This window comes from Nitratireductor alexandrii, assembly GCF_004000215.1.
Lineage (GTDB): Bacteria > Pseudomonadota > Alphaproteobacteria > Rhizobiales > Rhizobiaceae > Mangrovimarina > Mangrovimarina alexandrii.
In genome coordinates this window covers 52,488-78,472 of record NZ_RBVY01000007.1, presented here as the reverse complement: position 1 = coordinate 78,472, position 25,985 = coordinate 52,488, and the positions used below count along the sequence as shown (strand labels likewise).

Annotated in this window: 19 protein-coding genes and 1 tRNA gene; 12 read left to right on the top strand and 8 right to left on the bottom strand. The window is 65.9% G+C overall.

What is annotated here, in order from left to right; genetic code table 11:
• The first annotated feature begins 216 nt into the window (after nt 1-216).
• The 3 genes from EP380_RS16190 (at nt 217) to EP380_RS16180 (ending at nt 4,055) form a co-directional block, all read left to right on the top strand.
• Complete coding sequence (locus EP380_RS16190) at nt 217-1,509, top strand: Hsp70 family protein (protein ID WP_127599347.1); 1,293 nt, start codon at nt 217-219, stop codon at nt 1,507-1,509.
• Nucleotides 1,510-1,633: 124 nt separating this feature from the next.
• Nucleotides 1,634-3,007, top strand: a complete 1,374-nt coding sequence (locus EP380_RS16185) for a glutamate--cysteine ligase (protein WP_127599346.1) — start codon at nt 1,634-1,636, stop codon at nt 3,005-3,007.
• Between the two features lie 106 nt (nt 3,008-3,113).
• Nucleotides 3,114-4,055: a DUF937 domain-containing protein gene (locus EP380_RS16180; RefSeq protein ID WP_127599345.1), complete on the top strand. Its 942-nt coding sequence runs from the start codon at nt 3,114-3,116 to the stop codon at nt 4,053-4,055.
• 153 nt (nt 4,056-4,208) lie between these two features.
• On the opposite strand, the gene EP380_RS16175 is transcribed toward EP380_RS16180, so the two are convergent.
• The gene (locus EP380_RS16175; protein ID WP_106570721.1) at nt 4,209-4,514 is read right to left on the bottom strand and encodes a DUF1127 domain-containing protein; all 306 of its coding nucleotides are present in this window, start codon (nt 4,512-4,514) and stop codon (nt 4,209-4,211) included.
• A 172-nt stretch (nt 4,515-4,686) separates the two neighbouring features.
• Between EP380_RS16175 and EP380_RS16170 the strand changes: the two genes are divergently transcribed.
• Nucleotides 4,687-5,640, top strand: coding sequence for a LysR substrate-binding domain-containing protein (locus EP380_RS16170; RefSeq protein WP_106570948.1), 954 nt, complete (start codon nt 4,687-4,689; stop codon nt 5,638-5,640).
• A gap of 10 nt (nt 5,641-5,650) precedes the next feature.
• On the opposite strand, the gene EP380_RS16165 is transcribed toward EP380_RS16170, so the two are convergent.
• From EP380_RS16165 to ugpB, 3 genes are all read right to left on the bottom strand, one after another.
• Nucleotides 5,651-6,532 carry an ABC transporter permease subunit gene (locus EP380_RS16165; protein ID WP_106570722.1) on the bottom strand — a complete coding sequence of 294 codons (882 nt, stop codon included), beginning with the start codon at nt 6,530-6,532 and terminating at the stop codon, nt 5,651-5,653.
• Between the two features lie 7 nt (nt 6,533-6,539).
• Entirely contained in the window at nt 6,540-7,433 is an 894-nt protein-coding gene (gene ugpA, locus EP380_RS16160; RefSeq protein WP_106570723.1) for a sn-glycerol-3-phosphate ABC transporter permease UgpA, read from the bottom strand.
• A gap of 82 nt (nt 7,434-7,515) precedes the next feature.
• Nucleotides 7,516-8,823, bottom strand: coding sequence for a sn-glycerol-3-phosphate ABC transporter substrate-binding protein UgpB (ugpB, locus tag EP380_RS16155; RefSeq protein ID WP_127599344.1), 1,308 nt, complete (start codon nt 8,821-8,823; stop codon nt 7,516-7,518).
• A 111-nt stretch (nt 8,824-8,934) separates the two neighbouring features.
• Here ugpB and EP380_RS16150 point away from each other — a divergent pair, with 111 nt between their 5' ends.
• A complete protein-coding gene (locus EP380_RS16150) occupies nt 8,935-9,849 on the top strand; it encodes a LysR substrate-binding domain-containing protein (protein WP_106570725.1) in 915 nt (304 codons plus the stop codon).
• A gap of 7 nt (nt 9,850-9,856) precedes the next feature.
• Here the strand turns inward: EP380_RS16150 and EP380_RS16145 are convergent, their stop codons facing one another.
• Nucleotides 9,857-11,278, bottom strand: a complete 1,422-nt coding sequence (locus EP380_RS16145) for an amidase family protein (RefSeq protein WP_106570726.1) — start codon at nt 11,276-11,278, stop codon at nt 9,857-9,859.
• Nucleotides 11,279-11,476: 198 nt separating this feature from the next.
• Between EP380_RS16145 and xseA the strand changes: the two genes are divergently transcribed.
• The gene (xseA, locus tag EP380_RS16140) at nt 11,477-13,027 is read left to right on the top strand and encodes an exodeoxyribonuclease VII large subunit (RefSeq protein ID WP_127599343.1); all 1,551 of its coding nucleotides are present in this window, start codon (nt 11,477-11,479) and stop codon (nt 13,025-13,027) included.
• Between the two features lie 179 nt (nt 13,028-13,206).
• On the top strand, nt 13,207-13,347 hold the full coding sequence (locus EP380_RS16135) for a DUF1127 domain-containing protein (protein WP_106570728.1): 141 nt from the start codon (nt 13,207-13,209) through the stop codon (nt 13,345-13,347).
• 273 nt (nt 13,348-13,620) lie between these two features.
• Here EP380_RS16135 and EP380_RS16130 read toward each other — a convergent pair.
• A tRNA-His gene (locus EP380_RS16130) sits at nt 13,621-13,697 on the bottom strand.
• A gap of 164 nt (nt 13,698-13,861) precedes the next feature.
• Nucleotides 13,862-14,314: a phasin gene (locus EP380_RS16125; protein ID WP_106570729.1), complete on the bottom strand. Its 453-nt coding sequence runs from the start codon at nt 14,312-14,314 to the stop codon at nt 13,862-13,864.
• 244 nt (nt 14,315-14,558) lie between these two features.
• Between EP380_RS16125 and EP380_RS16120 the strand changes: the two genes are divergently transcribed.
• From EP380_RS16120 to EP380_RS16110, 3 genes are all read left to right on the top strand, one after another.
• Nucleotides 14,559-18,206 carry a histidine kinase dimerization/phospho-acceptor domain-containing protein gene (locus EP380_RS16120; RefSeq protein WP_127599342.1) on the top strand — a complete coding sequence of 1,216 codons (3,648 nt, stop codon included), beginning with the start codon at nt 14,559-14,561 and terminating at the stop codon, nt 18,204-18,206.
• A 262-nt stretch (nt 18,207-18,468) separates the two neighbouring features.
• A complete protein-coding gene (locus EP380_RS16115) occupies nt 18,469-19,515 on the top strand; it encodes a Fe(3+) ABC transporter substrate-binding protein (RefSeq protein ID WP_127599341.1) in 1,047 nt (348 codons plus the stop codon).
• Between the two features lie 93 nt (nt 19,516-19,608).
• The gene (locus tag EP380_RS16110) at nt 19,609-21,306 is read left to right on the top strand and encodes an ABC transporter permease (RefSeq protein WP_127599340.1); all 1,698 of its coding nucleotides are present in this window, start codon (nt 19,609-19,611) and stop codon (nt 21,304-21,306) included.
• Between the two features lie 271 nt (nt 21,307-21,577).
• Here the strand turns inward: EP380_RS16110 and EP380_RS16105 are convergent, their stop codons facing one another.
• On the bottom strand, nt 21,578-23,536 hold the full coding sequence (locus tag EP380_RS16105; protein ID WP_127599339.1) for an acetoacetate--CoA ligase: 1,959 nt from the start codon (nt 23,534-23,536) through the stop codon (nt 21,578-21,580).
• A gap of 184 nt (nt 23,537-23,720) precedes the next feature.
• Here EP380_RS16105 and EP380_RS16100 point away from each other — a divergent pair, with 184 nt between their 5' ends.
• Both EP380_RS16100 and EP380_RS16095 read left to right on the top strand, forming a co-directional pair.
• Entirely contained in the window at nt 23,721-25,574 is a 1,854-nt protein-coding gene (locus EP380_RS16100; protein WP_127599338.1) for an AsmA family protein, read from the top strand.
• Between the two features lie 138 nt (nt 25,575-25,712).
• Entirely contained in the window at nt 25,713-25,955 is a 243-nt protein-coding gene (locus EP380_RS16095) for a DUF6460 domain-containing protein (RefSeq protein ID WP_106570735.1), read from the top strand.
• The last annotated feature ends 30 nt before the right edge of the window (nt 25,956-25,985 follow it).

Below are 25,985 nucleotides of genomic sequence, written 5' to 3'. Positions count from 1 at the left end.
GATCGGCACATGCCCACCGCCGCAAAGCTGACGCGCCCCGACGCAATCTGAGCGGACGCGACAGCCGGACGGCAGGTTCAGCAAGCCGGAATTCTCCTCCGGCACGCTTGCCAACCGCCCGCCGGCCGTGCGACCAGAACCCTCTCCTGGCAGGTGGGCGCGCATCGTGTCCGCCGCGTCGCTTCAACCTCACTCCAGACAGGACTGACGCCGGCCATGGCACGCGCGCTCGGGCTCGATTTCGGCACGACCAACTCCGTCCTTGCGGTCGCAGACCCGTCCGGCACCGCCACGCACTCGCTGCCGTTTCGCTCCAGCGCCGGCACGACCGACGCCATGCGCACCGCGCTTGCCTTCATGAAGGAGGGGCGCAGCACGCAGTCGCTGCGCATCGAGGCGGGCGAGGCCGCGATCGGGCTGTTCATCGAACATCCGGGCGACTGCCGCTTCCTGCAATCGATCAAGACATTCGCGGCCAGTACGGTCTTTCAGGCCACCACCATCTTCGCCAAGCGCCATTCCTTCGAGGATTTGATGGAGGCTTTCCTGCGTCGGCTGGAAGCCTATGCGGGCGACGCCTGGCCCGCCGAGATTGCCCGGCTGGTGGTCGGCCGGCCGGTGCGTTTTGCCGGTTCGAACCCTGACGAGCGCCTGGCTCTCGAGCGTTATCAGGCCGCCCTCGCCCGGTTCGGCTTTCCCGATATCCACTTTATCTACGAGCCGGTCGCCGCCGCCTACTGGTTCGCCCAGCAGCTAACGCGCGATGCCACCGTGCTGGTCGCCGATTTCGGCGGCGGCACGACCGACTATTCGCTGATCCGCTTCGAACATCATGCCGGCGCCGTGCGCGCCGTGCCGCTCGGTCATGCCGGGGTCGGCGTTGCGGGCGATCATTTCGACTACCGCCTGATCGACAGGCTGGTCGCCCCGGAAATCGGCAAAGGCAGCCAGTTTCGCAGTTTCGGCAAATTGCTCGACCTGCCGGCCAGCTATTTCGCCAATTTCGGGCGCTGGAACCAGCTCTCGATCTTCAAGACCACGCGCGAATTCGCCGAGTTGAAATCGTTGCTGCGCCACGCGACCGAACCGGAAAAACTCCAGCTTTTCGTCGACCTGATCGATTATGACGAAGGCTATCCGCTCTACCAGGCGATCGCGGCAACCAAGATGGCGCTGTCGGAGGCGACGGAGGCCGAATTCCATTTCCCCCCGCTCGGCCCGGCCGGCCGCAAGACCGTCCGTCGCGCCGACTTCGAGACCTGGATCGCCGACGACCTGGCGCGCATGGAAGGTGCGCTCGACGACGTGCTGACTGCCACCAACACCCCGGCCGACGCGGTCGACAAGGTCTTCCTCACCGGCGGCAGCTCCTTCGTCCCGGCCGTGCGCGCCATTTTTTCGCGCCGCTTCGACGCCGCGCGCGTCGAAAGCGGGGGCGAGTTGCTCTCGATCGCCCACGGTCTGGCGCTGATCGGCGAAAGCGACGATATCGGGCAATGGACGCGCTAAGCGTCCCGACGATCAAGCGCCTTTGAACCACCGGTCAGGTTTTTTTGCTTGATTGCGCCTGCCGGCTCGGCCATCACTCGCCCGCCGGCGCGAATTCGGCCACATCCTTGCCTGGGAAGCTTTCATGGCGCGTGACACGACCGATATTCGCTCGATCGAAACCGTCGACGAGCTCGTCGACTACCTTGCCGCGGGCAACAAGCCGCGCGCCGACTGGCGCATCGGCACCGAACACGAGAAATTTCCCTTCTACGCCGACGGCAACAGCCCGGTGCCCTATGGCGGCGAGAACGGCATCAAGGCGCTTCTGGAAGGCATGCAGCGGGTGCTCGGCTGGGAGCCGATCGTCGACGCCGGCAATATTATCGGCCTGGTGGAGCCGACCGGCAGCGGCGCGATCTCGCTCGAGCCCGGAGGCCAGTTCGAACTCTCCGGCGCACCGCTGGAGACGCTGCACCAGACCTGCCGGGAAGGAAACGCCCACCTGGCCCAGCTGCGCCAGATCGCCGAGCCGCTCGGCATCCGCTTCCTCGGTCTCGGCGGCAGCCCGAAATGGACGCTGGCCGAAACGCCGAAAATGCCGAAATCGCGCTACGACATCATGACGGCCTACATGCCCAAGGTCGGCCGCCACGGCCTCGACATGATGTACCGGACCTGCACCATCCAGGTGAATCTCGATTTTTCCAGCGAAGCCGATATGCGCCGCAAGATGCAGGTGTCGCTGAAGCTGCAGCCGCTGTCGACGGCGCTGTTTGCCAACTCGCCCTTCACCGAAGGCAAGCCCAACGGGCTTAAATCCTGGCGCGGCGAGATCTGGCGCGACACCGACAATCAGCGCTCCGGCCTGCTGCCGTTCTGTTTTTCGCCCGAGTTCGGTTTTGCCGACTATGTCGAATGGGCGCTCGACGTGCCGATGTATTTCATCATCCGCGACGGCCGCTACCACGACTGCACCCACGTCACCTTCCGCCAGTTCATGGACGGCGCGCTCAGGAATTCCGTTCCCGACGGCGTGCCCACCATGGGCGACTGGGCCAACCATTTGTCGACGCTTTTTCCCGATGTGCGCCTGAAGCGTTTTCTGGAAATGCGCGGCGCCGATGGCGGACCGTGGCGACGCATCTGCGCACTGCCCGCCTTCTGGGTGGGCCTGCTCTACGACGAGGCGGCGCTGGACGCCGCCGAGGCGCTCACCGCGAACTGGTCGTTCGAGGAGGTCGGCGCGATGCGGGACGCCGTCCCGCGCGAGGGGATCGACGCCAGTTTCCGCGGCCACAGCCTGCGCGAGATGGCGCGCGAAGTGCTGGCGATCGCGCATATGGGGCTGAAAAACCGCAATCTGCGCAACCATGACGGCTATGACGAGACCAGCTTCCTGTCGCCGCTCGACGAGGTGGTGGCGCGCGGCACCACGTCCGCCGACGAAATGATCGACGCCTTCCACACCCGCTGGGGCGGCTCGATCGAGCCGGTCTTCCTCGAATACGCTTACTGAGCGCCGGTCGCCCGCGCCGGCCCTTGATCGGCCCGCCGCCGAGACCGTTTGCGCGTCACCCATATTGGGATAGGCTCCGAGGGCCAAGAACGCTCCGGAGACCGCCATGCTGCCGCTCTACGACATGATCGCCAACGCCCAGAACGGGCGGGCCATGGATCTGCTGGCCCGTCAGTTCAACTTGAGCCAGCAGCAGACCCAACTTGCGCTCGAGGCGCTGCTGCCGGCCTTCAGCCAGGGCCTGAAGCGCAACGCCGCCGATCCCTACGGCGTCGGCGCGTTTTTGTCCGCGCTCTCCTCCGGTCGCCACGCGCCTTATTTCGACGACGCCGCCAACGCCTTCTCCGCGCAGGGCGTCGCGGAAGGAAACGGCATTCTCGGCCATCTGTTCGGCTCCAAGGAGCTGTCGCGCGCCGTCGCCGCCCAGGCCGCCCAGGCGACCGGCCTCGGCCAGGACGTTCTCAGGCAGATGTTGCCCGTCATCGCCGCCATGGTGATGGGGGGCCTGTTCAAGCAGTCGACCGGCCAGTTGGACGGCGACGTCCGCGCCCAGTCGGTGCAGCCCAATTTCGGCGCCGCCGGGTTCGGCGGTTCCGGCAATCCGCTCGGCGAGATCATCGCCGAAATGATGCGCCAGGGCGCCGGCAACGGCGGCACCGCCCCCCGCCAGCCGCCGCACCCGCAGGCCGCGCCCTCTCCCTTCGACAACCCGTTCGGCAAGGTGCTGCAAGACATGTTCGGCGGCGCCATGCAGCAACAGCCCCCGTCTCGACCGCAGACGCGCGAAGACGGGCGGGAGGCACAGGCCGACAATCCGCTCGGGCGCATCTTCGAGGAGATGATGCGCGGTGCGCAGCCGCGCAGGACCGAGGCGCCGGAGCCGGCCAGGCGCCGCCCGCGCGCCAATCCGAGCGGCCGGCCGCGCACGCCCTATGACGATCTTTTCGGCGACATGTTCGAAACCGGCCGTCAGACGCGCGACGACTATCAAAAAAGCATGGAATCGGTATTCGACCAGTTCCTGCGCGGCATGGACCGGCATCGCTGAGGCCGGCGCGCCGCCCCGCCTGCCCGCAACCGGCCTGCGGGAGGGCAAGAAAAAGCCCGGCCTCCGCGGGGTGAGAGGCCGGGCAGTGGGCAGGCAAGGGCCGGGGGGAAAGCCGGCGGGAGTGTCTAGCCTGCGGGAAACGGTTCGAGTCGGTCAGGAAACCAGCCGCGCACCGCGTTCGATCTCGCGGCGGCGCGCCTGCGCCATGGTGCCGAGAACCGAGGTCGGATCGACGCCGCCCGACACCTGATAGGCGACGTGAAGATCGCCGCGCACCAGGCCGATATCGGCAAGCTGGGCATCCGTCATCTCGCCGAGACGGTAGATTTCGCGACGGTTCTTCCAGGCGCGGAACTGCCGTCCTACCCAACCGGCAAAACGATTGAGCGCTGCCGCCACGACCCGCGGTCGGGTGGTGGCTGAGGCAAAGGACATCGTCTCGTGGTCGGTCGTGGTCATGGCGGTTCTCCTGCGCGCCGAACGTGCGCATCCGCTCGCGCGGTGATCGTTCACCGCCACTTGCAAAAGCGTCGCACCGTTCAACGGGACGCGGCATGTCTCGCACGCGGCAATTGATTAGTCGAACGAATGTTTCTAATCTTTAGGATCAAAACATCTGATGGGTAACATCATGGCCGCCCCGCTCGACCTCGACCAGCTTCAGACCTTCATCGCCATTGCCGACACCGGCAGCTTCACCCGCGCCGCCGAGGAGGTCCACCGCACCCAGTCGGCGGTGTCGATGCAGATGCGGCGCCTCGAGGAGCGGATCGGCAGGCCGCTGTTCGAAAAGAACGGTCGCGTCAACCGACTTTCGGAAGACGGCGAAAGGCTGCTGGCCTATGCCCGGCGCATGCTGCGCCTCAGCCGCGAGACGATCGCCGCCTTCGACGAGCGCAGCCTTGAAGGCCAAGTGCGCATCGGCACGCCGGACGACTACGCCGATCGCTTCCTGCCCGAGATCATGGCCCGCTTCGCCCGCTCCAACCCGCGCGTGGAGCTGTCGGTCGTCTGCGAACCGACGGTCAATCTGATCGAACAGGTCAGGCGCGGCACGCTCGACATCGCCCTGGTAACGCACGACGATGAAAAGGGCGTCGGCCAGGTCGTGCGGCGCGAGCCGCTTTTGTGGGTCGCTTCATCGAACCATTGCGTGCACGAACAGGATATTTTGCCGCTGGCGGTCGGACGGCCGTCCTGCCTGTGGCGCCGCGCCGCCATCGACGTGCTCGACCGCATGGAGCGCGACTACCGCATCCTGTTCACGAGCTGGTCCGCGACCGTCATCATCGCCTCCGTGCTGAGCGGACTGGCGGTGTCGGTGCTGCCCGAATGCGCGCTGCGGCCGGGTATGCGGATTCTGAGCGAAAATGACGGGTTCGGCGCCCTGCCCGACTGCCGCATCGGCCTGATTCGCGGCCAGACCGCGCAACCGGCGATCGTTGAGGCGCTGGCTCGCCACGTCTCCGAAAGCCTCGACAACATCTCGCTGCCGGCCGCCGGGGACGACGCGGGCTTCGATTTCGCCGCGCCGGCGCCCGGTCGCACGCGCCGCCAACGGCCCGGCGCACTGCCGGTCTGGTAAGACCGGAGCGCTATTTTTCCTGGTCGACCAGACCGCGCACGAACCAGCGCTGCAAAAGCACCACCACCAAAACGGGAGGCGCCATAGCCAGCAGCGTCGTCGCCATGGTCAAATTCCAGCGCGTGTCGGCATTGTCGGTCGGCAGGGTACGCGCGACCCCGATCACCACCGTGGTCATGTCGGCCTGCGTCGTCACCAGCAGCGGCCACAAATACTGGTTCCAGCCATAGATGAACAGGATCACGAACAGCGCCGCGATCGAGGTGATCGACATCGGCAGCAGGATGTCGAAGAAGAACCGCATCGGGCTCGCCCCGTCGACCTTCGCCGCCTCGCACAGCCCGTCGGGCACGACCAGAAAGAACTGGCGAAACAGGAAAGTGGCCGTCGCCGAGGCGATCAGCGGCAGGATCAGGCCGGAATAGGTGTCGAGCATGGAAAAGTTGAGCCCGATATCGATGCCCGCCAGCGAGATGATCGACGTCAACGGCCGGGCGACATTGGCCACCACCTCGAAGGTCGGTACGATCCGCACCTCCACCGGCAGCATCAGCGTGATGAAGATCGCCCAGAACGCGACCATGCGGAAGCGAAAGCGGAAATAGGTGATGGCGAAGGCCGAAAGCAGCGAGATCGCCAGCTTGCCGGCGGTGATGCCGAGCGCCATCACCGTCGAGTTCAGCAATTGGCGCTGCAGATCGTCCTTGGTCCAGGCCGCGCGCAGATTCTCCCACAAATAGCCGCCCGGCGGGGTCATGAGGTCGAGGCTTTGCGCGCTGTCGGGCTGCGACGCGATGACGAAGGCGTAGTAGACCGGCAAGAAGATCGCCACCAACCCGATCGCGAGGATCAGCCAGCAGACGGCGTCGAAACGGGGTGTATGTTCGATCATGATCCCATCAGGCGTAGTTGACGCGACGTTCGACGTAGCGGAATTGCAGGAATGTCAGCACGATTACGATCGCCATCAGCACGATGGACTGCGCGGCCGACGAGCCGTAGTCCTGGGCCTGAAAACCGTCCTTGTAGACCTTGTAGACCAGGATGCGGGTGGCGCCGCCGGGACCGCCCTCGGTGACCGCGTCGACGATGCCGAACGTGTCGAAAAAGGCGTAGATCACGTTCATGACCAGCAGGAAGAAGGTGGTCGCGCTCAACAGCGGCAGCACGATATCGCGCAGCCGCCGCATCGGCCCGGCGCCGTCGATCGCCGCCGCCTCGATCAGGCTGCGCGGGATCATCTGCAGGCCCGCGAAGAAGAAGACGAAATTGTAGGAAACCTGTTTCCAGGCTGCCGCGGCGACGATCAGGACCATCGCGTCGGTGCCGTCGAGCAACGGATCCCAGTCGATGCCGAGCCCCCTGAGCGCCAGGGCGAGCACGCCGAACGCCGGGTGAAACAGAAACAGCCACAGCATGCCGGCGATCGCCGGCGCCACCGCATACGGCCAGATGACCAGCGAGCGCAGCACCATCGAGCCGTGCAAAACACGGTCGGCCGCGACCGCCAGCGCGAACGCCATGATCATCGCGGTTGCGGTTGTGGCGAGCGAAAAGACCAGCGTGACGCGGATGGAATCCCAGTATTCCGGCGATGTCAGAAGATCGCGGAAATTGTCGAACCCGACGAAAATCATCGTGTTGAAGAACGGATCGGACAGGAAAAACGCCTGCACGATCCCCTCGCCCGCCGGCCAGAAGAAAAACACCGCAAGCACCACAAGCTGCGGCGCCAGCAGCAGCCAGGGCAGCACGCGTCCCTTGAAGACGACCTTTTTGTCACGACCCGACATGGATATTTCCAAATACAAAGGAGGAACCGCCGCCGGCCGGAAGCGGCGCGGCGGCGGCGTGAGGACGGCGAGGCCGCTGTGGTTATTCGATGGTCTTGGCGAACCGGTTGAGCAGCGGATTGCCGCGGCGCACCATGTCGTCGGCGGCCTCCTGGGCGCTCTTCTTCATCGACCAGACGTTTTCGAGTTCTTCGTTGATGATCTCGTCGACCTGGACCATGTAGCCGAGACGAATGCCGCGCGTATTGTCGCTCGGCTCGCGCATCAGCTGCTTGATGGCGAGTTCCTGATGCGGAAACTCGTCATAATAGCCCTTCTCCTTGGCCAGTTCGTAGGCGTCGACGGTGATCGGCACGTAACCGGAATTCCGGTGCCAGTCGAATTGCATCTCGGGGCTGGCGAGGAAGTTGAAGAAGGCGGCCGCGCCGTCGTAGACGGGCTTGTCGAGCCCTTTCATCAAGAACAGGCCGGCACCGCCGATGAAGGAGTTGCGCGGCGTGTCGTTGTCGGCTTCGACCGGCAGCAGCGTGGCGGAAAAATCGAACTTGGCGTTCTGCGAGATGCCGCCATACCCGGCCGAGCTTTCCAGAAGCACCGCGCAGCGCTGATTGTAGAAAGCCTGGTGCGCGCCGGTCCACTGACGGCCCTGATATTCGTAGAGCCCGTCCTTGATCCAGCCCTGGATACGGTCCAGGTGATCGACGAAACGGGTCTTGTTGAAGGTGAGTTCGGCGTCGGGGCCCTGCATGCCGTTGGCCTTGCTGGCGAACGGCTGGTCTTCGATGAACGTATAGTTTTTCAGGACGATCCATTCCTGCCACGACGAGGTCACCGGGCACTCGTAGCCGGCATCCTTGAGCTTGCGCGCGGCAGCATCCAGATCGTCCCAGCTCGCCGGCACCTCGGCGATGCCGGCCTTCTCGAACGCGTCGGCATTGTACCACATCAGCGGCGTGGACGTGTTGAAGGGCATCGCCATCTGGTTGCCCTCGAACTGGTACATCGCCATCACCGGTTCGATGAAGCGTTCCCAATCGATCGTGTAGCCGGCATCGGCCATCACGGTGTCGACCGGCACCACCGCGTCGGAGAAGATAAGCGTCGGCACGGCCGGGCCATGGACCTGGGCGATGGCGGGCTGCTTGCCCGCACGCACGGCCGCGATGGTGGCGTTGATGGTATCGTCATAGGTGCCCTTGTAGGTCAGCACGATCTCGTAATCGTCCTGGCTGGCGTTGAATTCCTGGGCATAGCGCGCAAGCACCTTGCCGAGTTTGATGTCGGGCGAGAACGCGTGCCAGAAATGCACCTGGGTGGTGGCGAGCGCCGTGGTGGACGACAGCGCGACCATCGCACCGGCGGCGAAAAGGCCGATAAATCCGTTTTTCATGATTGGCTTGCTCCAGTTGAGAGGACAAAGGCGCGGGTCGCGCGCTCCTGTCGAAAAAGGCACCTTGCGGGGAAGGCGTGATAATGGTTAGTAAATTGCGATGACCGTTTTATGAAATTCGTTTATGACAAACAGGTAACGGCCCCGATGAATTTCACCCAGTTGCGCGCCTTCCATGCCGTCGCCCAGACCGGCAGCTTTTCCCAGGCCGCCCAGCACCTGGGCGTCAGCCAGCCGGCCGTCACGGTGCAGATCAAGGGGCTTGAGGAGGCGCTGGGGGCGCTGTTGTTCCTGCGCGGCGGCACGCGCGTGGAATTGACGGCGGAAGGCCAGCACCTGCTCGGCCTGGTGCCGCGCGTCCTGCATCTGCTCGAAGAGATGCAGCACAGCGTCGCCGCCACCCGCACCTTGATGCGCGGCCAGTTGCGGGTCGGCGTTTCGACGCCGGCGACGATCCTCGGCCTGCTTGCGCTCTATTCAAGCCGCTATCCGGGCATCGACCTGACGCTGCAGGACGGCAACACCAGTGAATTGATGGACGATCTCGACGGCAACCGGGTCGACGTCATCGTCACCTCGCAGCTCGCCTGCCGCAAACAGCTTTTCAATCTGCCGCTCGGACGCCAGGACCTCGTCCTCGTCGCCCGCTCCGATCACCCTCTGGCCGGAGAGGGCGAAATCGAGCCGCGAATGCTCGAGCGATGGCCGGTTTTGGTTCGCGAGGAACGGTCGGTCACCCGCGCCGTCTTCATGAACGCCATGCGCAAGGCCGGTATCAAGCCGCGCATTGCCGCCAGCCTCGGCAGCCGCGAAATGGTCAAGGAGGCGGCCGCGGCCGGCCTTGGCCTCGGCGTGGTCTTCGATGGAGAGGTCGGCCGGGACACCCGGCTGTCGACCCTGCGCCTGAAGGTCGACGCCGATCTCGGAGCCGAGGTCTATCTGAGCTGCCGTCCCGAACTCGCGGAGCTGGGATCGGTCGGCGCGCTCGTCCAACTCGCCCGCGATGAGGATGCCGGCAAGGCGTGACGCGACCTCACGACCCGCGCGCGAACAATTTGTGCGCCATCACGCCGACGCCCGCCTCGACCGCCTCGCAGGCGTCCAGCACCATATCCTCGCGGAAGCGCCGCCCGACGATCTGCACGCCGATGGGCAGGCCGTCATGGAAGCCGGCGGCGATATTACCGGCCGGCAGGCCCATGAAATTCATCGCGAAGGAATAATGCGCCTTGCCGAGCACCTCCATCGCGCCGTCGACGCCTTCGGCGTCGCGGTTCCAGCCGAACACCGGCCCGGTCAGGAACGGGGTCAGCACCAGCGGATAATCTTGCATGAACACCAGCCATTCGCGCGTGAAATGGGCCCGCTTGGCCATCGCCGCCAGCAGTTCCGTGCCTTCGAACGGCGCAAACAACGAAAAATAGTCCTCGAAGATGCGTTTGATCGTGTCGCTGCCATATTTGTCGATATCCGGCCCCAACAACGCGCGCACCTCGCCCATCAGCGCGCGGTAGCCGATTTCGCCGCATTCGCGCACCAGCGGCGGGTCGATCTCCACGATCTCGTAGCCGGCATCGGCCAGGCAGTCGGCCGCCTTGGTGATGGCCTGTTCGACGGCGGGATGCAGATCGAACTCGAACGTGTCGCGTGTGACCGCCACGCGCAGCGGGCCGGTCTCGACCGGCCCCTCGAACGGCATTGGCACCATCCACGGATCGTGCGGATCGTAGGCGATCAGCGCCTTCAGCCCGGCGCGCACGTCGCGCACTTCGCGCGCGATCACGCCCTGCACGGACATGATCTGCGCCAGAAGCCCGCGCTCGGCCTTGGCCGACGGATTGTAGGCCGGCACCCGGCCGAGACCGGGCTTGACCGTGGTCGCGCCGGTGGCCGCGCTGGGGAACCGCAGCGATCCGCCAATATCGTTGCCATGGGCGAGCGCGCCCATGCCCGACATCACCGCCGCCGAGGCGCCGCCGGACGAACCGCCCGGCGAGGCCCAGTCCGCCCAGGGGTTGAGCGTCCGCCCGTGCAGCTCGTTGTCGGTGGTGGCGCGGAAGGAGAATTCGGGCGTGTTGGTGCGCCCGATCACGATCGCGCCCGCCTTTTTCAGGTTTTTGACCACCGGCGCGTCGTCCGGCGCAATGATGTTCCTGAACGCGGTCACCCCGTTCGGGGTCGCGCGGCCCTTCTGGTCGACGTTTTCCTTGATCGTCACCGGCACGCCGTGCAGCGGGCCGACCGGCGCGCCCGACGCCGCCATCGTCGCATCGAGCCGGCGCGCCTCGTCGATCGCCGCCTCGCCGAGATCGTCGACCACGGCATTGATCGCGCCGTTGCGCGCGCGCATGCGTTCGACATTGGCGGTCACGGCTTCCTCGGCCGAAATCCGCCTGGCCGCGATTTCTTCGGCCAGTTCACAGGCGCTCAACTGCCACAGGGCGCGTTCGCTCATGCCGGTGCCCTCCTTTGCTCGGTGACGGCCGCGTCGGCGCGGCCCCTCCACCACCGGTAACGCGCGGTTGTCGGCTGGGCAAGCAGCACCGGCAAGGACCAGCAAAACCCCGGCAATGCGGCCAGCCGCGGCCGTTCGACCACACCGCACCGCTCACACGGTCTTGACTTGGCCACGGCCGATCCCGCGAATGGGGTCATGAACGATTCCCCGACCAATGCGGCCGAATTCACTGTTTCGGAGATTTCCGTCGCGCTGAAGCGCACCGTCGAAGACGCTTTCGGCCATGTGCGCGTGCGCGGCGAGATTTCCGGCTATCGCGGCCCGCATTCCTCCGGCCACGCCTATTTCGCGCTCAAGGACGAGCGCGCCCGCATCGAGGCCGTTGTCTGGCGCGGCACGTTCTCGCGCCTCAAGATCAAGCCCGAAGAAGGCATGGAGGTGATCGCCCAGGGCAAGCTCACCACCTATCCAGGCTCGTCCAAATACCAGATCGTCATCGACAGTCTCGAACCGGCCGGCGCCGGCGCGCTGATGGCGCTTCTGGAGGAACGCAAGCGCAAACTCGCCGCCGAGGGCCTGTTCGACGAAATGCGCAAGGCGCCGCTGCCCTATCTGCCGCGCGTCATCGGCGTCGTCACCTCGCCAACCGGTGCGGTGATCCGCGACATCCTGCATCGCATTTCCGATCGCTATCCGCTCCATATCGTCGTCTGGCCGGTGCGCGTGCAGGGCGAAACCGCCGGACCCGAGGTCGCGAACGCCGTTTCCGGCTTCAATGGGCTCCCGCCCGGGGCCGGCCGGCCCGACATCATCATCGTGGCGCGCGGCGGCGGCAGCCTGGAAGATCTTTGGGGCTTCAACGACGAGGCGGTGGTGCGCGCGGTCGCCGCCTCGCAGATCCCGGTCATCTCGGCCGTGGGCCACGAAACCGACTGGACCCTGATCGACCTCGCCGCGGACCGGCGCGCGCCCACCCCGACGGGGGCGGCCGAGATGGCGGTGCCGGTCAAGGCCGAGCTGGAAGCCACGCTCGCCAGCCTGGCCGCCCGGCATGCCGGTGCGATCTCGCGCGCGGGCGAGCGCAAGCGCCAGGCGCTCAGGGCCGCCGCCCGCGCCCTGCCCTCGGCCGACCAGCTTCTCGCCCTGCCGCGGCGACGCTTCGACGAGGCGGCCGCCAGGCTGGGGCGCGGCCTTCAGGTCAATGTCGACAGCAAGCGGCTACGCCTGCGCGGACTGCGCCTGACGACGGTCGCGCTCGAAAGGCGGCTTGGCGAGGCCCGCCGGGCCGTGGCGCTGGCCGCCACGCGCATGCCAGGTGCCCAGGACGCGCTGTTGCGCGAACGCCGCACAGGGCTGGCCGCCGCCTTTGCCCGGCTCGGGCTCGATCCGCTTCTGCGCCGGGTCAAAACCGCCCGCGAGAACCTGTCGGGCCTTGCGCGCCGCCGCGACCGTGCGCTGGCGCTGACCATCGAGCAGCGCAGGAACAGCCTCGCCCACACCGAGCGCCTGCTGGTGAGCATGTCCTACAAATCCGTGCTCGATCGCGGTTTCGCCCTGGTCAGCGACGCGAAGGGCCGGCCGGTCAAACGCGCCGCCGGGCTTGCGTCGGGCGATCAGGTGTCGCTGCGCTTCGCCGATGCAGCCGCCGACGCCGTGATCGTCGGCGGCGAGCGGCCGAAAGCCCGCAAGCCGCACCCGCCGCGTGAAAAACCGGGCCCGGCCGGCCAGGGGTCTCTGTTCGAATAGAGCCGACAAAACCTGCCGCGCCAACGCCGGCACCGGTCCATGTGCCAGGCGCGATATTTTGCACGGCAAGTCCGGCTTGCACGGCGCGCAATCCTGCCATGCACAAACGGGGCTTTTGTTTGTGCAGCGCACACCTATCTCCCGGCTATCAGATTTGAGACGCAGAAAGGTCAATCGCCGTGAGCCTGATCCACAATTATCGCAATTGGCGCCGTTACCGGCATGCGGTGAACGAGCTCAATCGCCTCAGCGACCGCGAACTGCACGATATCGGCCTCAACCGCGCCGAGATCCCGGTGGTGGCGCGCAGAACCCTTTAGATCCGAAATTCCGGTGGGCCTCCTCCTCCCTGCCCGCCGGTAGCGGACGGCGCGATCCTCCTCCTCCCATACCGCGCCGTCCGACGTTAGAAGGCCCGCCGATCCTCCCCGGCGGGCCTTTTCTTTATGGCGGCGCCGAATACGGGCGCGCGCCGAAGCCCGGGAGACGGCGCGCCGGACCGGTCAGGCCAAAAATCCTTTCGGCCTGAAAGTGTTAGCAATGTCGTCGCGATGAAATGGACCCCCATGCGTCCGGAACGGACCGGGGAAAAATGGTACGGTTGGGTGGATTCGAACCACCGACCTCAGGAGCCACAATCCTGCGCTCTAACCAACTGAGCTACAACCGCACGGCGCCTCTTGCGAAAGGCTGGTGTGCAATACGGTCAAATTCCGGCGAATGCAAGGGCGGGCATGCCGTTTGGACGCATGAAAAAGGCCGGCTGAACCGGCCTTTTTCGACAATGCGCCCGCAAAGGGATCTGCGGCGCGGCGCGCCGGCCGGTTTTCCCGGTCAGGCCGCCTTGATGTCCTTCATGGTCTTCTCAAACGCGGTCTTGACCGGCTTGGCGATATCCTCGGCGGCCTTGGACGACACGGCCTGCATGTCCTTGGCCTGATCGACCATCATCTCGACATTTTTGCGCATGAAACTGGTCTGCAGTTCGACAAGCTCCGAGATGGTCTTGGCGCCGACCAGCGCCTCCAGATGACCGAACCCGGCCTCGGCATTGGCGCGCATGGCGGAGATCGCCTTCAGCGACACTTCGTCGCCGGCCTGCTTCATGGTCTCGAAGCTGGTTTCCAGCGTCTTCTGCGCGTCTTCGGCGCCGGCCTTGAACTTGGCATAGGCTTCCTTCGACTGCTCGAGGCTCTTTTCGGCGAACGAGCGGAGTTGATCGGTCGCCTTCTCGGCGTCGAAGGTGGGGAATTCGATGGTTTCTGCGGTTTTCGCGGCTTTCGACATGAGGGACTCCTCTTCGATTGATTGCGGCCCACGACAAACCGAGCGACCGCTTGCGATCCACATAACAATTTTCATTGTGCATTGCAACATAATTGCTGCGACGCAATATGAAACTATTTCGGGTTAACCAACCAGCCAGATTCCGCTCGCCACCGGCCCCCGAATTGTGGACCTTCGCGAAGGTCTCTTTTATTAACGAACTCTTAACACCGGGGCGGGTTCCAGCGAATTCGGATTGATGCGTATGGCGTCCAGCGACTACTCGTTCATCGACATTGCAGTATTGGACGAGGTCCGTTCCCGTTTCGCCGCCGGCGACGCGCTGGCTATTCTTTCCGCCGATATCGGCGAGGTGATCTGGGCCAACGGTCCCGGCGCGAAACTGTTCGGCTATCCCGACATCGAAGCGATCATGGGCGCCGAAACCGGGCTGACGGTCGCGCAGCGTCGCCAGATCGCGGCCACGCCCGGCTTTCCCGAGATCGGCCGCGACCGGCCGCTTGCGCTGCGCCTGTCGAGCGGCAGCACGAGCCGGGCGGTCACATTCCTGGCGACCGGCCTCGACCTGCCGGACGGCGAACTGGCGATTCTGCTTGCCGCCGCCGCGCCGGTCGCCGCCGCACACGACTCCGAGACGCTGCAGCGGCGTGCCATATCGGGCTTCACCGAAGCGGGCTATTTCGCCGCCCTGCTCGATCAGAGCGGCACCGTGCTCGCCGCCGCGCCCGGTTTCGACACGCTGGGAATAACCCCGGCAACGCTTTCGGACCTGGTGCGCGAGGTCGCCGATGAGCGGGACCGGCTCGTCAAGCGCCGGGTCGCCGCACGGAACGGCAATATTCCAGCCGGTATCGCCCGGCTGACGGACGCGCCCGCTTTGCATCTGCTGATCGCCGTCGACGACGCCGAACCGCAGGCCGGCGATCCGCCGGCGCTGGCAGAGCGGGAGCCCGACGGCCCACGCGAAGCTCCGCCCGCCGACGCGCCAAGGGCTGGAGCGCCCGTCACCGCCACACCGCCGTCGGGCGACGACGGCCCCGGAGACCTTTTCGCCGCAACCGGCGACACCGGCGCAGTCGACGCGGCCGCGGCAACGGACGGGAGCGCGATGTCGGAAGATCGGCGCGGCGGCAGCAACGGCCGCGGCCAGGTCGACCGGTGGTATTTCGACGCGGATCGCCCCGCGCAAACGCCGGGCGAAACCGGCGAAAACAGCGAACCCGACACGCCGGACGACCCCGAACCGCCGCAAGCGGCGGCCGATCACGACATGGCCGAACTGTCGCCGTCCGAGACCACCGCATTGCTGGATACGCTGCACGCGTCCGCTCCGCTGCGCTTCGTCTGGCGCACCGACGCCGAGGGGCGCATCAGCGTGATCGCCGAGGAATTCGCCAAGGCCGTGCGCATGCCCGTCGACACCATAACGGGCCGCAGCTTCTCCGAGCTGACCGAACGCTACGGGCTCGACCCCGACGGCGAGATCGCCGGCCTGTTGGCGCGGCGCGACACCTGGTCCGGCAAGACGGTGCTGTGGCCGGTCGATGGCGCGGCGCTGCACATTCCCGTCGATCTGGCGGCCTTGCCGATCTACGGACGCGAGCGCCAATTCGAGGGATTTCGCGGCTTCGGCATCGCCCGCACGGCCGACGCGGCGGTCGATCCGCAGGCGCGCGGTCTCGCACCCGCAGACCCGGCGCCCGCCGAAGACGAGCCGCAGCAGCAGGCCGGCCCACCCGACACCGCTTTCGACGCCGACAAGGCGGACCGACCGGCGGCCGAGACCGGCACGGAGGTGCCCGCATCCGACGGCCAGGAAAAGGTCGTTCATCTTGAAACGCGGCGCGCCGGTCCGCCAGCGCGCGCCCTGTCGTCGAGCGAGCACGACGCATTCCGCGAGATCGGCAACCGCCTCAAGGACGTGACCGGCGAGAGCGCGGCAACGGAGACCGACGACGACGGTCTTGCGGCCGAAGCCAGACCTCCCGCCGACAATGACGATCGCAAGACAGCCGAGGAACGGCCTCAGGACGACAGCACGCGAACGGACGATCCGCGTCGCGACGACCGGGCCGGCGATGCGACCGCGTCCGGCTCGCAGACGACGGCTGCCGGGCCGGAAACCGCCGGCGAAACCGCGCCCGCTGACCACGAAACCCTTGCGCCCGACGACGCCGGAACCGCGCCGCCGGCAGACGATGCGGTCAGGCTCGAGCATCAGGATGCGCCCGCAGGCGTCGATAAGGTCCCTTCCGACGGTTCCCTCCCCCACGACGCCGACAGCCCGGCCGCCGACGAGGCCGCTTCGCCCGAGGACGGGCCGGCACACGCGGCCTCGGCGACGGAACCGGCAAACGAGGCGGCCGGCGACCGGCCGGCGACCGTAATCCTGCCGTCCGCTTTCGCCGCGGCCGACACCGGCGGCCAAGGGCGCCAGTTCGGCGTGTCGGTGTTTGCCAAGTTGCCGATCGCGCTGCTGGTCCATTCCGGCGACGTTCTGCATTTCGGCAATCCGGCCTTCTGGGACATGACCGGCTACGCCTCGCTGGACGATCTCGACGAGGCCGGCGGCCTCGGCGCGCTGTTCGTCGAGCCCTACGAGACGCAGGACGGTGACAAGGACGGCGCCGCCATGCTGCGCGCCAAGGACGGCCGCGAGTTTCCCGTCCGGGCGCATCTCCAGTCGGTGCCCTGGCACGAGCGCAAGGCGCTGCTTTTGGCGATTACGCCGCTCGCGCCGCCGGCCGAGCGGGATCCGGCAGCGGATATCGCGCTGTCCGACGCGCGCGTCGCCGAAATGGGCACAATCCTCGATACGGCGACCGACGGCATCGTCTTGATCGACGACGACGGCACGATCCGCTCGCTCAACCGCCCGGCCGAAGCGCTGTTCGGCTACGATGCCGCCGACATGACGGGAAAACCCTTCGTGTCGCTGTTCGCCGTCGAGAGCCAGAAGGCGGCCCGCGACTATCTGCAGGGCCTGTCGGACAACGGCGTGGCCAGCGTCCTCAATGACGGCCGCGAAGTGATCGGCCGCGAGGCGCAGGGCCGTTTCATTCCGCTGTTCATGACCATCGGCCGGCTCCCCGCCGGCGGCTTCTGCGCCGTGATGCGCGACATCACGCAATGGAAACGCGCCGAGGAAGAGTTGACCAAGGCGCGCGCGCTGGCCGAAACGGCATCCTCCCAGAAGACCGACTTTCTGGCGCGCGTCAGCCACGAGATCCGTACGCCGCTCAACGCCATTATCGGCTTTTCGGAACTGATTCTCGATGAAAAATTCGGGCCGATCGGCAATGAGCGCTATCGAGACTATCTGCGCGACATCAACCGGTCCGGCAATCACGTCCTCGACCTGGTCAACGACCTGCTCGACATCTCCAAGATCGAGGCGGGCGAGCAGGAGCTCGCCTACGAGGCCGTAGCGCTCAACGAGACGCTCGCCGAGGTCGTGGCGATGATGCAGCCGCAGGCCAATCGCGAACGCGTCATCATCCGCTCCAGCTATCCCGCCCACCTTCCCGACGTCGTGGCCGACCTGCGCAGCATTCGCCAGATCGCGCTCAACCTTCTGTCGAACGCGGTCCGCTTCACCCCGCCCGGAGGCCAGGTGATCGTCTCCACCGCCTACGAGGCGACCGGCGACGTCGTCATGCGCGTGCGCGATACCGGCGTGGGCATGTCGCGCGCCGAGATCGATCAGGCGCTCAAGCCCTTCAAGCAGATCAATTCGCTGAAGCGCAAACGCAGCGACGGCACCGGGCTGGGCCTGCCGCTGACCAAGGCGATGGTGGAGGCCAACCGGGCCCATTTCTCCATCCACTCGACCCCGGGCGACGGCACGCTTGTCGAGGTCAGCTTCCCCTCCACCCGCGTCCTGGCCGACTGAGCCCGAGACGCTTTCGGCTGCAACCGCCCGCGCCTGCGATGCCAGGCGCGGGTTTTTTGTCGGCGCCGTAAAGACGGATGCAGGAACGCCACGATTCCCAATACTTGACAATTCCAGTTTAGAATAATTCTAAAGTATTGATTTTTATTGGTTTTTTCTTGACGGCGCCGTCTCTTTGTCTCAAGAGAGGGAAACTGGCGGTTGGACTGCGCTGTCTTGCCGTGCCACCGAACAATCCACCATCAGGAGGAGCCTGATTTCGATGACCCATGCGATCGACCGTTTTCGCCGCGCCGGCATCGCCGCGTTCTCCCTGACCTTCCTGGCCGGCCCGGCGCTGGCGGAGGGTGAGGTCAACATCTATTCCTATCGCCAGCCGGACCTGATCGAGCCGCTGCTCGACGCCTTCACCGAACAGACCGGGATCGCCACCAACGTGCTGTTCCTGAACAAGGGTCTGGAGGAAAAGATCGAGGCCGAGGGGGTCAACTCGCCGGCCGATCTGATCTTCACCGTCGATATCGGCCGCCTGTCCAACGCCAAGGCCAAGGGCATCACCCAGCCGGTCTCCGAGGAGGCGATCAACGCCAACATCCCCGAGCAGTTTCGCGATCCCGACGGCCACTGGTTCGGTCTGACGACGCGCGGCCGCGTGGTCTACGCCTCCAAGGAACGCGTCGGGCAGGACACCATCACCTACGAGGAACTCGCCGATCCGAAATGGAAGGGCAAGATCTGCATTCGCAGCGGCCAGCACGCTTACAATCTGGCGCTGTTCGCCTCCATGATCGCCCATCACGGTGAGGACTATACCAAGACCTGGCTGACGGGCCTGAAGAACAACCTCGCCCGCAAGCCGGACGGCAATGACCGGGCCCAGGCCAAGGCGATCTATGCCGGCGAATGCGATCTCGGCATCGGCAACACCTATTATGTCGGCCTGATGCAGACCAATGAGAAAGAGCCGGAACAGAAGGACTGGGCCGAATCGATCAAGGTCCTGTTTCCGAACGCCGAGGATCGCGGCACCCATGTCAACATTTCCGGCATGGCGCTGGCCAAGCATGCGCCCAACAAGGACAACGCCGTGAAGCTTATGGAATTCCTGGCGAGCCCCCAGGGCCAGGAGATCTATGCCGAACAGGTCTTCGAATATCCGATCGGCCCCGACACGGAGCCCTCCGACATCGTCAAGGGGTTCGGCGACATCAAGCCCGACTCGCTGCCGCTCGACGAGATCGCCAACAACCGCAAGACCGCTTCCGAACTGGTCGACACGACCGGATTTCAGGATGGACCGGCAAGCTGAGCGCCACAACGCCCCTGACGCGGCAGGGCCGGATCGCCGATCCGGCCCTTTCTGCGTGACATTTGGGACCGGCCGCGGGAGACGAGGCGAACCATGACGGCGCAAACGGTCCCGCAGGATGTGGTCGCCGCCGCCCCGGTCGCCCGCCGCGACAGGCATATCGGCGCGCTTTTGCCCGCCATCGTCATAGCCGGGCTCGCCGTCCTGCCGATCGCGATCGTGGTCGCGATCGCGCTGACAGGCTCCGGCGAGGACTGGCCGCACCTGGTCAGGAACGTGCTGCCGGGCGCCACGGCGACCACGTTGGCGCTGCTCGCCATGGTCGCCGCCGGCACCGCGACGATCGGCGTCGCCTGCGCCTGGCTGGTCATCGCCTACGACTTTCCCCTGCGCCGGCTGCTGGCCTGGGCCCTCGTTCTCCCGCTTGCCGTGCCGCCCTATCTCGCCGCCTATGCCTTCGGCGAGTTTTTCCTGTTCACCGGTCCGATACAGACGGCCCTGCGCGCCCTGTTCGGCTTCCAGTCGGCGCGCGACTACTGGTTTCCCGACATCCGTTCCACGACCGGCACCGCGATCGTCCTGTCGTCGGTGCTGTTTCCTTATGTCTACCTCACCGTTCGCGTGGTCTTTCTCATGCAGGGCCGCAACATCGCCGACGTCGCCCGCACATTGGGCGCAGCGCCGGCGCGCGTGTTCTTCCGCATTCTCCTGCCCGTCGCCCGGCCGGCCATCATCGCCGGCTGCGCGCTGGTCCTGATGGAAACGCTCAACGATATCGGCGCGGCCGAATATCTCGGCGCCGACACGCTGACCATCGCCGTCTTCACCACCTGGCTCAACCGCGGCAGCCTCGAGGGAGCGGCCCAGATATCGACCGTCATGCTGTTCCTGGTACTGGCGCTGCTTTATGCTGAGCGCGTGGCGCGGCGCAATCAGCGCTTTCACGGCGCAAGGGCGACACACATGAAGGCCCGACCGCCCCGGGTGCAACTGCGCGGCGCACGCAAATGGTTCGCCACCATGGCGGTGCTTTTTCCCGTCCTGTCCGGTTTCGGCATCCCGACCTATGTGTTTTGCGGCTATGCGGCCCGGCGCCTGGACCAACTCGCCGATCCCGCGCTCCAGCAGGCCTTCGTCACCAGCGTGTTCACCGCCGGTTGCACCGCGCTGGTCACGGTCGCCATCGCACTGGTTCTGGTCAATGCGACGCGGCTGTCGCGAACCGTCGCCGTGGGCGCGGTGGCGCGCCTGGCGGCCAGCGGCTACGCGCTTCCGGGAACCGTGCTCGCCTTGGGCCTGCTGTTCGCGCTGACCCGGCTCGACAACGCTGTCGACGCCTTCGCACGCACCCATCTCGGCGTGTCGACCGGGCTGTTGCTGAGCGGCACGGCGGCCGCCGTGATCATCGCTTGCAGCGTCCGTTTCCTGGCTCTGGCCGAAGGCGCGATCCGCTCCGGGCTGGAAAAATTGCCGCCCCATCTCGACGAGGCGGCGCGCAGCTTGGGGCATACGCCGGCCGCCAGCGCCCGCAAGGTGCTGTTTCCGCTCTTGAAGCCGGCGCTCGCAACCGCGGCCGTTCTCGTCTTCGTCGACACGATGAAGGAGCTTTCCGCGACCATTTTACTGCGCCCGTTCGGGTTTTCGACGCTCGCCACCCATGTCTACGAAAACGCCTCGCGCGGTGTCGTGGAGGACGGCGCTGTGGCCGCCCTGCTCATCATCCTCACTGCGCTGGTGCCGGTGGTGCTTTTGTCGCGCGCCCTGATGCGCGATGCCGACGCGACGATGTGATCCTGTCCCGGCATCCGGGACCCGCGGACCGATCGGCCAAAAAAAGAAGGCGCCCAAAAGGACGCCTTTGATGGAATTCGGGCTGTCACGCGAGGACTTGAGCAAATGCGGGCGCCTGCCGATCGGCCTGGAACAACACCCTCAAGTTACGCACGACTATCGGCGCTACCCCTTAACAAAACCTTACCGGGGCGTTTCGATGTTTACGGAAGTGTACCACTTCTTCCACTTAGGTAAATATCGGTTTCATCGTTCGTTTACCATGGACCGCTCAATTTTGAAGCTGCGAGAGACCGGCGAAATAGGCGAGCGCCTCCGGGTTGGCGAGCGCCTCCTTGTTCTTCACCGTGCGGCCATGCACCACGTCGCGCACCGCCAGTTCGGTGATCTTGCCCGACTTGGTGCGCGGAATATCCTTGACCGCCACGATGCGGGCCGGCACGTGCCGCGGGCTGGCGCCGGTGCGGATCTTGGTCCGGATGCGCTTTTCCAGCGCCTCGTCGAGGACAACCCCGTCGGCTAGCCGCACGAACAGCACGACACGCACATCGTCCTCCCAGTCCTGGCCGATGCAGATCGCCTCGATCACCTCGTCCATCTGCTCGACCTGGTTGTAGATCTCCGCGGTCCCGATCCGCACTCCGCCCGGATTGAGGGTGGCGTCGGAGCGGCCATGGATGACGAACCCGTCATGCTCGGTGCGTTCGGCGAAGTCGCCGTGACACCACACATTGTCGAAGCGGTCGAAATAGGCGGCATGATATTTGGCGCCGTCGGTATCGTTCCAGAACATCACAGGCATTGACGGAAATGCTCGCGAACACACCAGTTCGCCCTTTTCGCCGCGCACCGGCCGCCCGGCATCGTCCCACACGTCGACCGCCATGCCGAGGCCCGCGCCCTGGATTTCGCCGCTCCATACCGGCCGCGTCGGCACGCCCAAGACGAAGCACGACACGATGTCGGTGCCGCCCGAGATCGAGGCCAGATGCACGTCGGCCTTGATGCCCGAATAGACGAAGTCGAACCCTTCCGGCGACAGCGGCGAACCGGTCGAGGATATCACCCGCACGGTGGAAAGGTCGTGCGTGTCGATCGGCTGCAGCCCCGCCTTGCGCACCGAATCGATGAACTTCGCCGACGTGCCGAAATAGGTCATCTTCTCGGCCTGGGCGAAATCGAAAAGCGTGTTGCCGTCGGGGTGGAACGGCGAGCCGTCATAGAGCAGCAGCGTGGCGCCGAGTCCCAGGCCCGACACAAGCCAGTTCCACATCATCCAACCGCAAGTGGTGAAGTAGAAGAACCGGTCGCCCTCGCCGATGCCGGCATGCAGGCGCTGCTCCTTGAAATGCTGCAAGAGCGTGCCGCCGGCCGAATGCACGATGCATTTGGGAATGCCGGTCGTGCCGGAGGAAAACAGGATATAGAGCGGATGCGAGAAGGCCAGCGGCTCGAAATGAAGCGGTTTCGGCGCATAAGGCCGCAACGCCGCCTCCAGCGCCGTCGCTCGGTCGAGACCGGCCGCGATCTGCGCGGCGTCGCCGAGATAGTCGACAACCAGCGCCATGCGCACGCTCGGCAGCTTGTCCAACACCTTGCCGATCTTTTCGCCGACCTCGATGCGCTTTCCCGCGTACCAGTAGCCGTCGCAGGCAACGAACACGACCGGCTCGATCTGGCCGAAACGGTCGAGAACGCCCTGTTCGCCGAAATCGGGCGAGCAGGACGACCAGATCGCGCCGATCGAGGCCGCCGCCAGCATGCAGGCCACCGTCTCGGGCATGTTGGGCATCATCGCGGCCACCCGGTCGCCCGCCTTCACGCCGGCGTCGACGAAGGCCTGCTGGAGTCGGGATACCAGGGCGCGCAGATCGTCCCACGACATGCGGCGCTCCACCTTGTCCTCGCCGCGAAACACGATCGCGTCCCCCGCCCCGCTCCTGACGAGCAGGTTTTCGGCAAAGTTCAGCCGCGCATCGGGAAAGAACGCCGCGCCCGGCATGCGTTCGCCATTGACGAGCACCCGTTCGCCCTTTTCGCCGACCACCCCGCAAAAGTCCCAGACCAAAGACCAGAACGCCTCGCGGTCCTCGACCGACCAGGCATGCAAGGCCTCATAAGTGTTGAAGACCCGGCCGGCACGCTTGGATGCGTCGGCCATGAATGCCATGATGGGTGCCCTGCGGACAGCGTCGGGCGATGGGGTCCAAAGCGGGTCTGTCCGAGACATCGAGATCCTCCAATTGTCATCGTGCGGTTATGCATTGGGCACCGCAGGAGGGCAAGGCGTCGTGAGCGCCATCCCGGGTCGCGCCATCGCCCGGCCACAATGGCTTGAAAAGGCTTGGAGCCTCGTGCAAAGCGGGCGGTGCGCGAACGGCTGACGGCGCGAGAGCAGGAGTTAAGCGACGAGAATGCGATCGCGACGGGCACGAAGAAGCATCTGGATCGTCGTCACCGGCATCGTGGCCGTGCTCGTCGTCCTGGCTGCGTTGCCCTATGTCGCCTCGACGCAGATCGTACGCAATCGCATCGCCCAGGAAATCGGCAGTTGGACCGGCTACCGCGTCGTCCTGCGCGGCACGCCGCGTATCGATGTGTGGCCGGTTTTGCGGGCCGATCTCGCCGACGTCACCTTCCAGGAATGGGGCAGGCCCGACGCGCCGCCCATCCTCCAGGCGGAACGGGTCGAGCTCGACCTCTCCGCGATCGCCGCCCTTGGCGGCGACGTCTCCTTCTCCAAAATGGTGCTGGTGCGCCCGCGACTGCGGCTTGAGCGCACGCAGGGCCCGGTTCCGCTGCCGGCCGGCACCCGCGGCGGTCGGATCTCCCGGGCGATCAACGCCGCGCGGGCGCTCGTGGAAGCCAATCCGGCCGCCCCCGATACCGGTCTGATGCCAAAGGACGCGCTCGGCACGGTCGAATTCGTCGACGGCCAGATCGTCGTCGCCGATGAGGACGGCAAACAGGAAAAACTGCTCGTCTCCGACCTGTCGGGCCGTCTCGGCTGGCCGTCGCTAGACCGGGCGATGACCCTGGCGGCCAAAGGCGTGTGGCGCGGCGAGAACGTCGCCGTCGAATTCACCGCCGGCCAGCCGCTGGCGCTGTTTGCGGGCGGCAATACCAGCGTCGATTTTTCCCTCGCCTCCGCGCCGCTCGCCCTCGACTATGACGGTCTCGTCACCTTTTCCAACAGCGGCTTCATCGATGGTGCCGCGACGTTGTCCTCACCATCGTTGCGCCGGGTTCTGGAATGGTCGCAAACCGAAATATCCCCGGGCAGCGCCGTCGGCGCAGCCTCGGTTTCGGGCCGCGTCATCGGCGATATGAGCCGGCTCAAGGTCGAGGACGCCAAGATCGTCTTCGGCGGCAATCCCGGCATGGGGGCGATCGATTTGTCCTTCACCGGCCCGGTACCCGCAATCACCGGCACGCTCGCCTTTGAGACGCTCGACATCTACACGTTTCTATCGGCTTTTTCCCCGAGCCCGGCCGGAGTGATCGTCTGGGACGAACAGATCGACCTCTCCTTCGCTCACGAACTCGGGCTCGATCTGCGCCTGTCGGCCAACAGGGCCACGGCCGGCGCGCTGTCGATGACCAAGGTCGCCGCCGCGGTCCAGGTCAAAGACGGGCTGGCCGCTTTCGACATCTCCGACGCGACCGCCTTCGGCGGCACCGTGCAGGCGGGTTTGCGTATCGAGCCGAGCGCGGGCGGCAAGGCCGCGCAACTGCGCATTCTCGCCACCGACATCGACACCACACAAGTGGAAACCGCCATGCGGCTGACCCCGCCCGTGCCGCGGGCCAGGGGAACCGTCTCCATCATTCTCGACAGCACCGTGACGGCTTGGAAGGACTTCCTGTCCAAGGCCGGCGGCTCCGTTTCGGTCAAGCTCGGCTCCGGCACCATCGCCGGCCTGGACCTGCCGGGGTTCCTCGCACGCGCCAAGCAAAGCGGCTTCTTCCCTCTGGACGAGGTCTCGAATGGAAACCTGCCGATCGAAAGCGCGGAACTGAAGGCGACGGTCGCCGACGGCGTTGCCCGCCTCGATGTCGCCAAGGCGATCTCGGGGGAACAGGCCATCTCGCTCACCGGGATCGTGCCTTATGTCGGCCGCGGCCTGGCTCTGTCGGGCATGGTCGCGCCGCGACAGCTCACCGGCAACGCCGGCCCGCCCGGCGAAGTGTCGGCCTTTTTCGTCGGCGGGTCCTGGAATGCGCCTTTCGTGTCGCCGATGCTGCCGCCGGTTGAGACGATCGAATAGCAGCGCCGTTTCTTGACAGCGCCGAATCGCGCTAGACTCGCGCCGGCATTGACCGGCTGAAAGGCTGGCGGCGCGGCTGCGGCGACGGGCGCGCAGGGTTTAGGCGCGGGGGAACCGGGTTCAAGCGCGGGGGAAAATGTGTTTCGCTTGCTGTCCGGCCTGTTCAAGATCGCGCTGGTCTCGCTGATCACCGGGGCGGGACTGTCCGCTTTCGACATCACCGCCGCCGACATCCTCGCCGATCTGGGCCTGACGCCCGAATCCGTGCTCGCCTTGATCGAGCGCGGCGTCGCCTGGGCGATTCCCAACATCGTTTTGGGTTCTATGGTGATCGTGCCGATCTGGCTCGTCATCTATCTGCTGCGCCCGCCACGCAGTTAGAACGTGTCGATCCCGCGCCGCGGCGGCATG

What these genes read in the sequence shown, in the direction of transcription:
- EP380_RS16190 (WP_127599347.1), top strand. Translation starts at nt 217, where the DNA reads ATGGCACGCGCGCTCGGGCTCGATTTCGGCACGACCAACTCCGTCCTT.
- EP380_RS16185 (WP_127599346.1), top strand. Translation starts at nt 1,634, where the DNA reads ATGGCGCGTGACACGACCGATATTCGCTCGATCGAAACCGTCGACGAG.
- EP380_RS16180 (WP_127599345.1), top strand. Translation starts at nt 3,114, where the DNA reads ATGCTGCCGCTCTACGACATGATCGCCAACGCCCAGAACGGGCGGGCC.
- EP380_RS16175 (WP_106570721.1), bottom strand. Translation starts at nt 4,514, where the DNA reads ATGACCACGACCGACCACGAGACGATGTCCTTTGCCTCAGCCACCACC.
- EP380_RS16170 (WP_106570948.1), top strand. Translation starts at nt 4,687, where the DNA reads ATGGCCGCCCCGCTCGACCTCGACCAGCTTCAGACCTTCATCGCCATT.
- EP380_RS16165 (WP_106570722.1), bottom strand. Translation starts at nt 6,532, where the DNA reads ATGATCGAACATACACCCCGTTTCGACGCCGTCTGCTGGCTGATCCTC.
- ugpA (WP_106570723.1), bottom strand. Translation starts at nt 7,433, where the DNA reads ATGTCGGGTCGTGACAAAAAGGTCGTCTTCAAGGGACGCGTGCTGCCC.
- ugpB (WP_127599344.1), bottom strand. Translation starts at nt 8,823, where the DNA reads ATGAAAAACGGATTTATCGGCCTTTTCGCCGCCGGTGCGATGGTCGCG.
- EP380_RS16150 (WP_106570725.1), top strand. Translation starts at nt 8,935, where the DNA reads ATGAAATTCGTTTATGACAAACAGGTAACGGCCCCGATGAATTTCACC.
- EP380_RS16145 (WP_106570726.1), bottom strand. Translation starts at nt 11,278, where the DNA reads ATGAGCGAACGCGCCCTGTGGCAGTTGAGCGCCTGTGAACTGGCCGAA.
- xseA (WP_127599343.1), top strand. Translation starts at nt 11,477, where the DNA reads ATGAACGATTCCCCGACCAATGCGGCCGAATTCACTGTTTCGGAGATT.
- EP380_RS16125 (WP_106570729.1), bottom strand. Translation starts at nt 14,314, where the DNA reads ATGTCGAAAGCCGCGAAAACCGCAGAAACCATCGAATTCCCCACCTTC.
- EP380_RS16120 (WP_127599342.1), top strand. Translation starts at nt 14,559, where the DNA reads ATGGCGTCCAGCGACTACTCGTTCATCGACATTGCAGTATTGGACGAG.
- EP380_RS16115 (WP_127599341.1), top strand. Translation starts at nt 18,469, where the DNA reads ATGACCCATGCGATCGACCGTTTTCGCCGCGCCGGCATCGCCGCGTTC.
- EP380_RS16110 (WP_127599340.1), top strand. Translation starts at nt 19,609, where the DNA reads ATGACGGCGCAAACGGTCCCGCAGGATGTGGTCGCCGCCGCCCCGGTC.
- EP380_RS16105 (WP_127599339.1), bottom strand. Translation starts at nt 23,536, where the DNA reads ATGTCTCGGACAGACCCGCTTTGGACCCCATCGCCCGACGCTGTCCGC.
- EP380_RS16100 (WP_127599338.1), top strand. Translation starts at nt 23,721, where the DNA reads ATGCGATCGCGACGGGCACGAAGAAGCATCTGGATCGTCGTCACCGGC.